Genomic DNA, 14,719 nt, shown 5'->3' with positions numbered 1-14,719 from the left:
GATCCGATCGCAGCCGATCCCGACGACCGTTGTGTCATACCCGCCGGCATCGGGCCGCCGGGACGAGAACAGGAGACATGCCATGTCGGATCTCACCCAGGCCATCGTGATGGGCGTCGGCTTCTTCGCCCTGATGCTGATCACCCAGTTCGGGACACGCGCACTCTCGACGCATCGGATCCTGGCGTCCCTCGCGGTCGTCGGAGGGGTCGGGTACTCCTACCTCGGCGACGCGCCGACCGACGGGCGGTCACTGGCGGTGTACGCGGTCGGCATCGGGGTCGGCCTCGTGTTCGCCGGGCTGGCGACGGCCACGACCCGCACCTGGGTCGACGCGTCCACCGGCAAGCGGATGACGCAGTGCGGGATCGCGTTCCTGTCCGTGTGGGCGATCGCCATGGTGGCCCGCGTCGCGTTCGTGTGGGCCGTCACCGACGACGCGTCGTTCCGGTCCTGGGTCGGGGAGCAGATGGCGAGCCTGCACCTGACGCCGGCCGTGATCGCCCCGTTCTTCGTGCTGTGGGCGCTGGTGATGGTCGGCGGGCGGGTGGCCGCGCTGCTGGTGCGGACCAGTCGGGCTCGGGCGCTGCAGCCGGCGTGAGACCGCCGAGCTCAGCGGGTCGGTGTCAGCGCCCGGTCGACGAAGTCGGCCGCGGCGCGCACCGCGCGTCCGGACTCCGGCGTGAACAGCGGGAACATCTGGAAGACATGGGTCTGATCGGGCCAGATCTGCAGATCGCTCCGCCCGCCGGCCGCGGACAACCGGGAGTGGATGTCGCGGGCGTCGTCGCTCATGCACTCGAGGCCGCCGGCCTGCACCAGGGTCGGCGGCAGCGTCATGTCGGAGGTGAGTTCCGGCCGCAGACGCGGGTGGTCCCGGTCGACGTCACCGAGGTACAGCCCGAGGACGTGGGCGCCGAGCCGCGCGTCGATGAGGGGGTCGCGGTGACCCGCCTCGTGCCGGGCGAGGGCCAGAGAGAACGTCGGGTCGGACAGCGGCGAGAAGAGGACCATCGCGCCCGGCTGCGGTGTGCCGGTGCGGTGGTTGTGGGCGATCAGGTCGATTGCGAGGTGACCCCCGGCCGAGTCGCCGGCCACGACGATCTGGTCGGGCGAGTACCCCTTGTCCAGCAGCCACTGATAGCCGGCGATCGCGTCGTCGCCGCCGGTGGGAAATCGGTGCTCCGGGCCCTTGCGGTAGTCGAGGACGAACGCGGGCATCCCGGTCAGCGTCGACAGACGTGACACCAGCCCTCTGTGGGTGCGCGGGGTGCAGATCGCGTAGCCGCTGCCGTGCAGGTAGTAGATGACCCTCCCGCTGGGCCCGACACCGCGACCGTGCACCCATTCGCCGCGCAGTCCCCGCGGCTTGTGCACGCGCGCCACGCGCGTTCCGCGTGGGACGGGACTGAGACGACAGATCGTCTGGTTCACGACGGGCCGGATCCGCCGGATCACCGACGGTGCCGGGGTGAGCATCACGCCGTCGGTGGGCAGGCCGAGTTGGCGCAGACCGAAGCCCGAGGACATCGCCGGGAGGGCGCGTCCGATCGATGCGTTGACGGTGCGTGAGCGTCGCGACCCCCGCGTGGGATGCCAGGGCATGTCGACGGGGTCGGGGGCGTGAATCACCGGTGGTGTGCGCTCGGGTTCGATCGTCAGACTCATACGTGTGCGACCTCCTGGCGCACCCGCCACTGCCGTGGCTGGTCGATGGACGTATGCCTCTGCATCGACTGAAACACGGGGAACGTGTCCTGCGTCACCCACGGGCTCGAATAGATGACGATCCGTGACCCGGTAACAGAACAGTGATCGCACGCGTGCCGGACTGACAGATGTCACAACGAAGCCATGACATCCGACGGGGGACGTGGGCCGTCGTCGGCGCGATCGTGGACGTATGACCACACCACTCGCGCTCGAGGCCCGGGCGCTCACGAAGTCGTTCCACACGCGGGGGTCCGGCACCGTCCGGGCCGTCGACGGCGTCGACCTGGCCATCCGGCAGGGCGAGGTCGTCGCGTTCCTCGGCCCGAACGGGGCCGGCAAGACCACCACCCTCGACATGGCGCTGGGTCTCACCCGACCGGACTCGGGGGCCGTGCGCCTGTTCGGGATGGCACCCGACGAGGCCGTCGCGGCCGGCCGGATCGCGGCGGTCCTGCAGAGCGGCGGGCTGCTCGGGGACTTCACGGTCGCCGAGACCGTCGACATCATCGCCGCGACCCACCGCGTCACCGCCCCCGTCGACGAGGTGATGCGGCGGGCCGGGATCACCGCGCTCGCCGACCGCAAGGTGTCGAAGTGCTCGGGCGGTGAGCAGCAGCGTCTGAAGTTCGCGCTCGCGCTGCTGCCCGATCCCGACCTGATCGTCCTCGACGAGCCCACCGCCGGGATGGACGTCGAGTCGCGGCGGGCGTTCTGGGCCGCCATGCGCGACGACGCCGGCGCCGGGCGCACGGTCCTGTTCGCGACCCACTATCTCGAGGAGGCCGACGACTTCGCCGACCGGATCGTGATGATCGCCGGCGGGCGGGTCGTCGCCGACGGTTCCACCGCGGACATCCGCGCACAGGCGTCGGGTCGCACGGTCTCGGCCGTCGTCGATCCCGCCGCGATCGCCTGGATCCGCGCGACCGCCCCCGGCGTCCGGGACCTCACGGTTCGCGGCGACCGGATCGAGATCGCCACCGACGACTCGGACGCCACCGCCCGATTCCTGTTCGCCCACAGCGACGCCCACGACGTGGAGATCGTCGCCCACGACCTGGAGGACGCATTCGTCGCGCTCACCTCCACCGTCGCCACCGAGAAGGAGACCGTCCGATGACCACCCTGGTCAGTCCGTCCACCTCGCCCGCGAGCGGGCTCCTGCGGGGCTTCTCGACGACCTACGTCCGCCGCGACCTGCGTCGGGTCCTGCGCAACCGACGGGCGATGATCTTCACCCTCGTGATGCCGACGGTCCTCTACGTCGTGTTCGGCGCCGCCCAGAAGTTCAGCGGCGACATCGGCCACGCCAACACCCAGGCCTACGTCATGGTCCACATGGCCGTGTACGGCGCGATCCTGGCCACGACGACCAACGCGGCGTCGGTGGCCCTCGAACAGCAGGCCGGGTGGACACGCACCCTGCGGCTGACGCGGTTGTCGCCGGCGGCCTACGTGGTGACGAAGGCGACGGTCGCGATGTCGGTCGCAGCGCTCCCGCTGATCCTGCTGAGCGTGGTGGGTGCGTTCACCGGCGCGCGTGCGCCGGTCGCCGTCTGGATCGGGTCGGTGGTCCTCGGATGGCTGGGGTCCGCGGTGTTCGCCGCGTTCGGTCTGGCGATGGGCAGCGGACTGCGATCGGAGGCGGCCATGCAGGCCTCCGGTGGCGTCCTGACGGTGCTGGCGTTCGCCGGCAACGTGTTCGTGCCGCTGAAGGGCGCGATGCTGACGTTCTCGCAGTTCACACCGATGTTCGGGGTGAACGCCCTCGCCAACTACCCGATCACCGGCGGAGAGACCCCCTACGGCGACCACATCTCGCTGTGGGTGGCGATCGCCAACGTCGTCGTGTGGGCGGCGATCATGTCCGCCGCCGCGGCGTACTTCTTCCGCCGCAGCACCGAGCGGCTGTGACCACCTCTTCTACAGTCGCTCCCATGACCGACGTCGACCCGACCACCGCCGGGCAGTCCGCCCGGCGGTGGTCGTTGTCGGGTGCGGCGCGCGACCGGTCGTGGGCGTTCACCGCGGTGTGGTTGGTGTTCCTGGGCTATCCGGTCGTCGCGTTGATCCGGTCGGGTGACAGCGCCGGTCGGATCGCGTGGGGCCTGACCTGTGTCGCGCTGTTCGCCGCCACATACGTCGTCGCCGCCACACACATCATGTCCTGGCGTGACAGCAGCCGGCCGGTTCTCGCCATCGGCTACGGGTGCGCGCTCATCGGTCTCGCCGCCGTCGCGTCCCCGGTGCTGGGCGACGGGACGGTCGCCTTCGCGCCGTACCTCATGGGTGTCGCGGCATTCGGTTTCGCCGGCTGGATCGGGCCCGCCCTCGTCGGCGTCGTGCTGATCGTCGGGCTGGGGCTCCCCGAGGTCGTCCCGGGGTGGTCGTTGGACTCGGGGACGGCGCTGTCGCTGGTGATCGTCGCGTTCGTGATGGTGTTGATGGTCTCGGCTCGCGGCGCCGAGCTGCGCAGAGAAGAGGCCGAGGCCCGGCAGCGGGAGACCGACGAACGGCTCGCCGTGGTCGCCGAACGCGAGCGGGTCGCCCGCGACGTCCACGACATCCTCGGCCATTCCCTGACGGTGATGACGGTCAAGACCGAACTCGCCGGCCGCCTCGTCGACATCGACCCCGAGCGCGCCAAGGCGGAACTGGCCGAGCTGCATGCACTCTCGCGGCAGGCGCTCGCCGAGGTGCGGTCCACGGTCGGCGCCATGCGCACGCCCGACCTGCGGACCGAACTCGCCTCGGCACGCACCGCTCTGACGGCCGCGGAGATCGACGTCGAGGTCGCCGGCAGCGCCGACGAGGTCAGTCCGCCGCGTCGGGAGCTGTTCGCATGGGTTGTCCGCGAATCGGTGACCAACGTCGTCCGCCACAGCGGGGCGTCGTCGTGTCGGGTGCAGATCGCGTCGGATCGGGTGAGTGTGTGTGACAACGGGTCCGGCATCCCGGACCATGCCTTCGGGAACGGGCTGCGCGGACTGACCGAGCGGGTCGAGGCGTCCGGCGCGCGCCTGTGCGTCACCGGCGACGCACAGGGGACGACGGTCGCGGCGGTGTTCGATGGCTGAGCCGATCCGGTTGTTGCTCGCCGACGATCAGGCGCTGGTTCGCGGTGCCCTGGCGGCTCTGCTCGAACTGGAGAACGACCTCACCGTGGTCGCACAGGTGGGCCGCGGCGACGAGGTCGTCGACGCGGCGAGGGGCAGCGGGGCCGACGTCTGTCTGCTCGACATCGAGATGCCCGGTGCCGACGGCATCGAGACCGCCGCCGCCATCCGGGACGCCCTCCCGCACACCAGGTCTCTCATCGTCACGACGTTCGGCAGGCCCGGTTATCTGCGGCGGGCGATCGATGCCGGCGCGTCGGGGTTCATCGTGAAGGACACCCCCGCAGCTGATCTGGCCGACGCCGTCCGCCGCGTGCATTCCGGTCTGCGGGTGATCGATCCGACGCTGGCGACCGAGAGCCTCACCGACGGGACCAGCCCCCTCACCGATCGTGAGCGCGACGTGCTCCGCGCCGCGCTCGACGGTGCGACGGTCGCGACCATCGCCGGCCGTCTGCACCTGTCGCAGGGAACGGTGCGGAACTACCTGTCGAGTGCGATCGGCAAGACGGGAACCTCCACCCGTGCGGAAGCAGCCGCCACCGCGCAGCGACGTGGGTGGCTGTAGGCGTCGCGGAGCTCCGTCAGAACGGTGGTGGGTCGTCGGCGCGTTCGATGGCGCGGAGGTGTGCTGCGCGGTCGCGGTGGCGTTTTGTGGTGAGTGTTGTTCGGGCGGGGTGGTTCTCGGGTGTTGGTGGTGGTCCTAGGGCGGGGAAGATGTCGAGGGCGGTGTAGGCGTTGCCGAGGAACATGTGTCCGGTGGGGGACTGGAAGAACGCCTCACCGAGGGGCCCTTGGTAATCCCGCCACGCTCGGTTGAAGGTTTTGGTGCGGTGGTGGAATCGGCACAGCGGTTTGAGGTTGTCGCGGCTGGTCCGCCCACCGGCGTCGGGATTGGTGTGGTCGAAGGGGGTGGTGTGGTCGAGGTCGATGTTCCAGGCGGGTGCGGAGCAGCCGGGGAAGGTGCAGCAGATCTCCGAGGCGCGGATCAGCGCGGCGAGTTTCTTCGACGGCACGTAGGTTGCTGCGGCTGCGGCTGCGGCTGCGGCGGTGCGGGTGGGGTCGTCGTGGTGGAGGAAGTCGCGTTCGGCGTCGGCGAGCAGGGCGCGCATGGTGTCGGCGTCGATGATGCCGCGTCCGTCGAGGTAGCCGGGCTGATCGTCCAAGCCGAGCAGGGTCGTCAGGTTGACCACGATGTGGAAATACGGCCGTGCTGCGCCCACCGGCGGGGTGATCGGCTGCGCGGCCGCGGGATCGACGGGTTCGGGCGCGTCGGTCGGGGGCGCGGGGTCGACCGCAGGTTCCGGCGCGTCGAGTTCCACCGGTGCGGGATCGACCTGGTCGTCGATATCCAGACCGGGCTCGGCATCGACCTCGGTGGTCGTGTCGGTGTCGACCTCGCATCGGGCGTCCGCGGCATCGAAGTCGGCATCGGTGCCGCTGTCGGTGTCGGTGTTCGGATCGGCGTCGGCTTGGGTGGAAACGGTGCAGGTCTCGCAGCCGCAGACGAGGTGGTCCAGTCCGGCGGCCAGGGCGACGAGCGCGTCGGCGCGGCGTTGGGCTCGGGTGCGGGGGTCACCGGAGTGCAGGGCGTCGGCCATGGCGGAGAGGCGGGTGTCGATGGTGGTGGCGTCGATCATGGGTAGTGACGCCGAGACCCGCGAGGCGCCGGGCTGGAACCGGTCGGGGCGGATGGTGACGTCCCGATCGGCGGCGGCCCGCTCTTTCCTGCGGATCAGGGCGTCGGGGTCGATGGTGGCGACGAGGTGGTCGACCATCGCGACCAGGCGTGCCCGTGACACCGGTGGCCGGTCGAACAGGGCTTGCGCGATGTGGGTGTCGAGGATCTTGATCAGGTCTGGGTCGACCACCAGTTTGGTGCGGGCGCAGATGAGCAGGAACCCGGCCAGATCGATGCGTCCGACGGCCAGGGCGTGGCCGGTGAACACCAGGCGGTAGCGGGCGACGTCACCGGCGGTGATGACCTCCCGTGCTTTCGATGCCGGGATGTTGAGTACGGCTCCGACCTCGGCGACGGCACGCTCCATCCCGTCCGGCCCGAACTCCGCGCGGGGATCCCGCCCGGCGATGCGGTCCACGTGATCGGCCAGCAACTCGTCGAGCGAGGCCTTCTGCCCGGAGTCGTGGGCGGCGACCTCGACCAGATGGTCCTCACAGCGGGCGTCGTGGATCAGCGACGCCGCGGACAACAACCGGTAATCGGCCGAGGCGGTGATCGACCGACAATGCGCCAACACCTCCACCAGCTCATCAGCGGAGAGGCGTTCGTCGGCGGCCAGCGACGCCACGACACCCGAGGTGTCGAACGCGGTGACCGTCTGGCTCATGACATCGAACATACATTCGACCACCGACAGAAACGAGGGGTCGCGCCGAGCCTGTGGACAACCTCCAGGCGGCGGGCCTCACGCCCCCGACAGCGGTGAGGAGAACGTGCACGGCGCCACGGGGTAAGAGGCGTCGAGCGCATGCAGCACGTGGCTCAGTGCGAGTCGGTCGTAGGTGATCGCCAGATGGTCGGTGTAGTCCTGCGGGCACCCGTCCTGCAGCGTGATGTTCGTGACGTCGGGGCCGGACAGGAAGGCCGAGGTGTACGGGGTGACCACTTCGTCGTAGCGGGTCTCGATCACTGTGTACTGCACTCCGGGGACGGTGTCGCCGCCGGAGTTGAGCTTCCGCAGGAAGTCCGACCCGACGATCTGCTGCCGGATCGCCGTGCCCAGACCCAGTCGCAGGGCCTCCGGCACCCCGGGGATGGCGGAGAGGCCGAGCACCGTCGTGCCGTGGTTGGAGGGGGCCAGGCCGATCAGGTGATCGACCGAGCGCGCCCCGTCGAGGAACTTCAGGTAGTACCGCGGCATCATCCCGCCCTGCGAGTGGCCGACGATGTCGACCTTCGCGGCACCGGTCGACGCCTTCACCCGCTCGACGAAGGCCGCGAGTTGCGCCGCCGACTGCTCGATCGGCCCGGTGGCCCCGGTCTTCCGGGCGCCCGGGAATCCGAGATAGGTGAACGAGGGCTGCTGCCCGTAGTTGAAGGCGTACACGCAGTACCCCTGGTCGGCCAGCAGCGGGGACAGCGCCTGCCAGTCGATGGTCATGTTGAAGAGGGTCCCGTGGGTGAGGACCACCGGGTGCGGGTGACGGGCGCTCGGGCGGCACGACCAGTCATTGGATCCCGGAGGTGACGAATCGGGCGATGCGACGGCCGTGGCGGTGGCGGCGCCGAGCGAGTAGACGACCGGTCGGGCTCCCGCCGGTGCCGCGAACACGGCTGTCGCGATCGCCGAGACCGCCACCGCTGCGATCCATCGTGTCCGTCGACCCATGTCGGCCCTCCGTCTCCTCGTCGGCCGACGACGTCGACGGCCCGGTTCGACGCTATGACCGAGGAGCCGTCCCTGTCTGCGGATCGCGCATCCCGGATTTGCAGTCGCGCGGGGCGCGGGCGTGGTGGATCCTCGTGGTGTACGCCAGAACGGTTCCGTGACCAAGTCGTCACCTTTGGCCACTGATTCCCGGATGATTTCTGTCCGAGCCGCCCGGCGTGAGAAAATGGCCCGAATGACCAGGTGGCGGCGATCCCGTCGGAGCGGTCATCGCACACCCTCGCCCGCAGGGGCGCGGAGAGCGTCGACCAGCAATGGGGCTGGTCAAGCGCACATCATCGGTTCGACAAGCATCGACGCGGGTCGGAGCCGACATCGTAGGACTCATCGCGACTGGACCAGCACTCCGTCGTACCCTCGGTCGAGATGAGGAGTTGTCGCGCAGGCGACGTTAGGGCGGATACGAATGAAGCACGCTCCCGGCCCGGCAGGGCACCGGTACCCGAGCCCGCAGGGCCTGTACCACCCGATGAACGAGCACGACTCGTGCGGTGTCGCCTTCGTGGTGGACATGCACGGTCGTCGCAGCCGCGACATCGTCGACAAGGCGATCACCGCGCTGGTGAACCTCGAACATCGTGGTGCGGCCGGCGCGGAGCCGAACACCGGCGACGGCGCGGGCATCATGCTCAACGTCCCCGACCGGTTCTTCCGTGAGGTCGTCGACTTCGACCTGCCCGAGGAGGGGTCGTACTCGACCGGTATCGCGTTCCTGCCGCAGGGCGCGCACGAGGCCGCGCAGGCGTGTGAGTCGGTCGAGAAGATCGCCGAGGCCGAGGGCCTGACCGTCCTCGGATGGCGATCGGTCCCCGTCGACGACGCCTCGCTGGGCGCGCTCGCGCGTGACGCGATGCCGACCTTCCGCCAGATCTTCCTCGGCGGCGCCTCCGGTCTCGACCTCGAGCGTCGCAGCTACGTCCTCCGCAAGCGCGTCGAGCACGAGCTGGGTACGAAGGGTGCGGGGCAGGGTGGCCCCGGCCGGGAGACCGTCTACTTCCCGAGCCTGTCCGGGCAGACGTTCGTCTACAAGGGCATGCTGACCACCCCGCAGCTCAAGGCGTTCTACCTCGATCTGCAGGACGACCGCGTGGAGAGCGCCCTGGGCCTCGTCCACTCGCGCTTCTCGACGAACACCTTCCCGTCGTGGCCGCTGGCGCACCCGTTCCGCCGGGTGGCGCACAACGGTGAGATCAACACCGTCACCGGCAACGAGAACTGGATGCGAGCCCGCGAGGCCCTCATCGACACGACGAAGTTCGGCGACGAGACCGGCGACAAGATCTTCCCGATCTGCACCCAGGGCGCCTCGGACACCGCGCGGTTCGACGAGGTGCTCGAGCTGCTGCACCTCGGCGGCCGGTCGCTGCCGCACTCGGTGCTCATGATGATCCCGGAGGCGTGGGAACGCCACGAGACGATGAAGGCCGAGCACCGGGCGTTCTACCAGTACCACTCCACCCTCATGGAGGCGTGGGACGGACCGGCCTCGGTGTGCTTCACCGACGGCACCGTCATCGGCGCCGTTCTCGACCGGAACGGGTTGCGCCCCAGTCGTATCTGGGTCACCGAGGACGGGCTGGTCGTGATGGCCTCGGAGGTCGGTGTCCTCGACATCGACCCGTCGACGGTCGTCCGTCGTCTGCGTCTGCGGCCGGGCCGGATGTTCCTGGTCGACACGGCGCAGGGGCGCATCGTCGACGACGAGGAGATCAAGGACGAGCTCGCGGCGGAGCACCCCTACCAGCAGTGGCTCGATGAGGGCTTCACCGCTCTGTCGGACCTGCCGAGTCGACCCCACATCCACATGGCGCACGACCGGGTCCGTCTGCGCCAGCAGGTGTTCGGCTACACCACCGAGGAGCTCAACCTCCTCGTCACACCGATGGCGAAGACCGGTGCGGAGGCCATCGGCTCGATGGGCACCGACACCCCGATCGCCGTGCTGTCGATGCGTCCGCGGATGCTCTTCGACTACTTCCAGCAGCGTTTCGCGCAGGTGACCAACCCGCCGCTCGACGCGATCCGCGAGGAGATCGTCACCAGCATCGGCGTGACCATCGGCGCGGAGTCGGATCTTCTCAACCCGAGCCCCGAGTCGTGCCGCCAGATCGAGCTGCCCCAGCCGATCCTGGACAACGACGACCTGTCGAAGCTCGTCCGTGTCAACGACGACGGCAACTGGCCCGACTTCCGTTCGGTGCAGATCCACGGCCTGTACCCGGTCGCCGAGGGCGGCGAGGGTCTGCGCCGGGCCATCGAGGACATCCGTCGGAAGGTCTCCGAGGCCGTGGCCGACGGGGCGCGTCTGATCGTGCTGTCGGACAGGGAGTCCGACGAGAAGCTGGCGCCGATCCCGTCGCTGCTTCTGACGTCGGCGGTCCACCACCACCTGGTCCGTGAACGCACCCGTACCCAGGTCGGTCTGCTCGTGGAGGCCGGCGACGCGCGCGAGGTGCACCACATGGCGTGCCTCGTCGGGTTCGGTGCCGCGGCGATCAACCCGTACATGGCCTTCGAGTCGATCGAGGACATGGCCGAGCGGGGTGTGTTGGGGGACATCGACTTCCCGACCGCTCGCAAGAACTACATCAAGGCCGCCGGCAAGGGTGTCCTGAAGGTCATGAGCAAGATGGGCATCTCGACGCTCGCGTCGTACACCGGTGCCCAGCTGTTCCAGGTGATCGGCATCGCCCAGGACACCGTCGACGAGTACTTCAGCGGCATGCTGAGCCACCTCGACGGCGTCGGTCTCGACGAGATCGCCGCCGATGTCGCGGCGCGGCACGGCCTGGCGTTCGAGGCGCGCCCGGAGGAGCGTGCGCACCGGGAGCTCGAGGTCGGCGGCGAGTACCAGTGGCGCCGTGAGGGCGAGTACCACCTGTTCAACCCGGACACGGTGTTCAAGCTCCAGCACGCCACCCGCACCGGGCAGTACTCGGTGTTCAAGGAGTACACGAAGCTCATCGACGACCAGTCGCGCAAGATCGCCTCGCTGCGTGGGCTGTTCGACTTCAACTTCGGCGATCGCGACCCGATCCCGATCGACAAGGTGGAGCCGGCGACCGAGATCGTCAAGCGGTTCTCGACCGGTGCGATGAGCTACGGCTCGATCTCCGGTGAGGCGCACGAGACGCTCGCCATCGCGATGAACCGCCTCGGCGCCCGGTCGAACTCCGGTGAGGGCGGCGAGAGCGTCGACCGGTTCGACCCGGACGAGAACGGTGACTGGCGGCGCAGTGCCATCAAGCAGGTCGCGTCGGGACGTTTCGGTGTCACCTCGCACTACCTGACGAACTGCACCGACATCCAGATCAAGATGGCGCAGGGTGCCAAGCCCGGCGAGGGCGGGCAGCTGCCGCCGCACAAGGTGTACCCCTGGGTCGCCGAGGTGCGTGGGTCGACGCCCGGTGTCGGCCTCATCTCGCCGCCCCCACACCACGACATCTACTCGATCGAGGATCTGGCACAGCTGATCCACGACCTGAAGAACGCCAACCCGGCGGCCCGCATCCACGTGAAGTTGGTCTCCGAGGTCGGCGTCGGGACCGTCGCGGCGGGTGTGTCCAAGGCGCACGCCGACGTGGTGCTCATCTCCGGCCACGACGGTGGCACCGGCGCGACGCCGCTGACGTCGGAGAAGCACGCGGGCGCACCCTGGGAGCTCGGCCTGGCCGAGACCCAGCAGACGTTGCTGCTCAACGGTCTTCGCGATCGCATCGTCGTCCAGGTCGACGGTCAGCTGAAGACCGGCCGCGACGTCGTGGTGGCCGCGCTCCTCGGTGCCGAGGAGTTCGGTTTCGCGACAGCGCCGCTCGTCGTCTCCGGCTGCATCATGATGCGCGTCTGCCACCTCGACACCTGCCCCGTGGGTGTCGCGACGCAGAACCCCGAGCTGCGTAAGCGGTTCACCGGCAAGCCGGAATTCGTCGAGAACTTCTTCCTCTACATCGCCGAGGAGGTGCGGGAGCTGCTGGCGCGCCTGGGCTTCCGGACACTCAACGAGGCCGTCGGTCACGTCGAGGCACTCGACACCACCAAGGCGCTCGCGCACTGGCGGGGCGCCAAGGCCGGCAAGCTCGACCTGTCGCCGATCCTGGCCGTGGCGGACTCCCCGTTCATGAACCAGGACCTCTACAACTCGGGTCGTCAGGACCACGCGTTGGACAAGGCGCTCGACCAGCAGCTGATCGCGCAGAGCCGGGCATCCATCGACGCGGGTGAGCGCGTCTCGTTCACCTCGGAGATCTCCAACGTCAACCGGACGGTCGGCACCATGCTCGGCCACGAGGTGACCAAGGCCTACGGCGCGAACGGTCTGCCCGACGGGACGATCATCATCGACTTCACCGGATCGGCGGGGAACAGCTTCGGCGCGTTCGTACCCCGGGGCATCACCCTGCGGCTCGAGGGCGACGCCAACGACTACGTCGGCAAGGGACTCTCGGGCGGCCGGATCGTCATCCGCCCGCCCCGCGTGGCCCCCGCGGACTTCGTCGCCGAGCAGAACATCATCGCGGGCAACGTGATCGGGTTCGGTGCCACCGCAGGCGAGATCCTGATCCGCGGTGTGGTCGGCGAGCGGTTCTGCGTCCGGAACTCCGGCGTCACCGCGGTCGTCGAGGGTGTGGGCGACCACGGGTGCGAGTACATGACCGGCGGTCGTGTGGTGGTGCTCGGTGACACCGGCCGCAACTTCGCGGCCGGCATGTCGGGCGGCGTCGCCTACGTCTACGACCCGTTCGGGAAGCTGCCGGACAACCTCAACACCGAACTCGTCGAGCCCGAGGGTCTCGACGAGGAGGACCTGGAGTTCCTGCACGGCATCGTCGACAAGCACGGGAACGAGACCGATTCCCCGGTGGCTGCCGCGATCATGGCCGACTGGGAGAACACACAGCGCGCGTTCATCAAGGTGATGCCGCGCGACTACAAGCGAGTCCTCATCGCGATCTCGGACGCCGAGAAGGCCGGTCGCAATGTGGACGAGGCGATCATGGAGGCCGCTCGTGGGTGACCAACGAGGTTTTCTGAAGTACACCGAGCGGGAGCTGCCTGCGCGGCGCCCGGTGGACCTGCGACTGCAGGACTGGAAAGAGGTGTACGAGAAGCACGATCACGAGATCCTCCAGCGCCAGGCGAGCCGCTGCATGGACTGCGGTATCCCGTTCTGCCACAACGGCTGTCCGCTGGGGAACCTGATCCCGGAATGGAACGACCTGGTCTACAAGGGGCAGTGGAAGGACGGGATCGAGCGTCTGCACGCGACGAACAACTTCCCGGAGTTCACCGGCCGCCTGTGCCCGGCTCCGTGTGAGGCGTCGTGCGTGCTGGGCATCAACCAGCCTGCCGTCACCATCAAGCAGGTCGAGGTCGAGCTCATCGACAACGCCTTCGACAAGGGCTGGGTGCACCCGGTCATGCCGAGCACGAAGACGGGCAAGCACGTGGCCGTCATCGGTTCCGGCCCTGCCGGTCTCGCCGCTGCACAGCAGCTCACGCGCGCCGGCCACGACGTGACGGTCTACGAACGAGCCGACCGCATCGGCGGTCTGCTGCGCTACGGGATCCCCGAGTTCAAGATGGAGAAGCGCCACATCGATCGGCGCATCGCGCAGATGGAGGCCGAGGGGACCGTCTTCAGGACGGGTGTCACCGTCGGCACCGACATCTCCGCCGACGATCTCCGGGCCCAGCACGACGCAGTGGTGCTGGCCAACGGCGCCACCTCCTGGCGCGACCTCCCGATCGAGGGGCGCGACCTCGAGGGCATCTACCAGGCGATGGAGTTCCTGCCGTGGGCCAACAAGGTCCAGCTCGGCGACGACGTCGCCGGCGAGGACGGCGAACCGCCGATCACCGCGAAGGGCAAGAAGGTCGTCATCATCGGTGGCGGTGACACCGGTGCGGACTGCCTCGGCACGTCACTGCGCCAGGGCGCCGAGATCGTCCACCAGTTCGAGATCATGCCGCGGCCGCCGGACGAGCGTGCCGAGAGCACGCCGTGGCCGACCTACCCGTTGATGTTCCGCGTCTCGTCCGCCCACGAAGAGGGTGGCGAGCGCGTGTTCTCGGTCAACACCGAGAAGTTCATCGGCGAGAACGGCAAGGTCACCAAGCTCGCCGCGCACGAGGTGGTCATGAACCAGGGCAAGTTCGAGAAGGTGGAGGGGTCGGAGTTCGAGCTCGAGGCCGACCTCGTGCTGCTGGCCATGGGCTTCGTCGGCCCGGAGCGGACCGGCCTTCTCGACGGACTCGGTGTCGAGTACAACGAGCGCGGGAACGTCAAGCGCGACGACGACTTCCAGTCGACCGTCCCCGGGGTGTTCGTCGCCGGCGACGCCGGTCGTGGACAGTCGCTCATCGTGTGGGCCATCGCCGAGGGTCGTTCCGCGGCCGCCGGTGTCGACAAGTACCTCACGCAGGAGACCTACCTGCCGGCGCCCATCCACCCCACGCAGGCGCCGCAGCGGTAACGGCGTC

Annotated in this window: 10 protein-coding genes; 7 read left to right on the top strand and 3 right to left on the bottom strand. The window is 69.1% G+C overall.

Features of this window, described 5'->3' with window-relative positions:
• Positions 1-82 precede the first annotated feature (82 nt).
• Positions 83-601: a hypothetical protein gene (locus ACXVUM_RS06945; RefSeq protein WP_458521099.1), complete on the top strand. Its 519-nt coding sequence runs from the start codon at positions 83-85 to the stop codon at positions 599-601.
• A gap of 11 nt (positions 602-612) precedes the next feature.
• Here the strand turns inward: ACXVUM_RS06945 and ACXVUM_RS06940 are convergent, their stop codons facing one another.
• Positions 613-1,668, bottom strand: a complete 1,056-nt coding sequence (locus tag ACXVUM_RS06940) for an alpha/beta hydrolase (RefSeq protein ID WP_458521098.1) — start codon at positions 1,666-1,668, stop codon at positions 613-615.
• A gap of 235 nt (positions 1,669-1,903) precedes the next feature.
• Between ACXVUM_RS06940 and ACXVUM_RS06935 the strand changes: the two genes are divergently transcribed.
• The 4 genes from ACXVUM_RS06935 to ACXVUM_RS06920 are packed head-to-tail and all read left to right on the top strand — an operon-like array spanning position 1,904 to position 5,397.
• On the top strand, positions 1,904-2,833 hold the full coding sequence (locus ACXVUM_RS06935) for an ABC transporter ATP-binding protein (RefSeq protein WP_458521097.1): 930 nt from the start codon (positions 1,904-1,906) through the stop codon (positions 2,831-2,833).
• Positions 2,830-3,627 (top strand): ABC transporter permease, encoded by a 798-nt coding sequence (locus tag ACXVUM_RS06930; protein ID WP_458521096.1) that lies wholly within the window; start codon positions 2,830-2,832, stop codon positions 3,625-3,627. Before ACXVUM_RS06935 ends, ACXVUM_RS06930 begins: the two co-directional genes overlap by 4 nt.
• Positions 3,628-3,650: 23 nt before the next feature.
• Positions 3,651-4,790, top strand: coding sequence for a sensor histidine kinase (locus tag ACXVUM_RS06925; RefSeq protein WP_458521095.1), 1,140 nt, complete (start codon positions 3,651-3,653; stop codon positions 4,788-4,790).
• Positions 4,783-5,397 carry a response regulator gene (locus ACXVUM_RS06920; RefSeq protein ID WP_458521094.1) on the top strand — a complete coding sequence of 205 codons (615 nt, stop codon included), beginning with the start codon at positions 4,783-4,785 and terminating at the stop codon, positions 5,395-5,397. The genes ACXVUM_RS06925 and ACXVUM_RS06920 overlap by 8 nt, the downstream gene beginning before the upstream one ends.
• Before the next feature lie 16 nt (positions 5,398-5,413).
• Here the strand turns inward: ACXVUM_RS06920 and ACXVUM_RS06915 are convergent, their stop codons facing one another.
• Positions 5,414-7,177 carry a DUF222 domain-containing protein gene (locus ACXVUM_RS06915; RefSeq protein WP_458521093.1) on the bottom strand — a complete coding sequence of 588 codons (1,764 nt, stop codon included), beginning with the start codon at positions 7,175-7,177 and terminating at the stop codon, positions 5,414-5,416.
• A gap of 78 nt (positions 7,178-7,255) precedes the next feature.
• A complete protein-coding gene (locus ACXVUM_RS06910; protein WP_458521092.1) occupies positions 7,256-8,179 on the bottom strand; it encodes an esterase/lipase family protein in 924 nt (307 codons plus the stop codon).
• A 466-nt stretch (positions 8,180-8,645) separates the two neighbouring features.
• On the opposite strand from ACXVUM_RS06910, the gene gltB reads away from it, so the two are divergent.
• Together gltB and ACXVUM_RS06900 are read left to right on the top strand one after the other, a co-directional pair.
• Positions 8,646-13,253, top strand: a complete 4,608-nt coding sequence (gltB, locus tag ACXVUM_RS06905; protein WP_458521091.1) for a glutamate synthase large subunit — start codon at positions 8,646-8,648, stop codon at positions 13,251-13,253.
• Entirely contained in the window at positions 13,246-14,712 is a 1,467-nt protein-coding gene (locus tag ACXVUM_RS06900; protein WP_458521090.1) for a glutamate synthase subunit beta, read from the top strand. The genes gltB and ACXVUM_RS06900 overlap by 8 nt, the downstream gene beginning before the upstream one ends.
• Positions 14,713-14,719: the final 7 nt, after the last annotated feature.

Source organism: Williamsia sp. SKLECPSW1 (assembly GCF_054332755.1).
The sequence above is the reverse complement of the archived record's forward strand: the minus strand, read 5'-3'. Positions and strand labels throughout refer to the sequence as shown.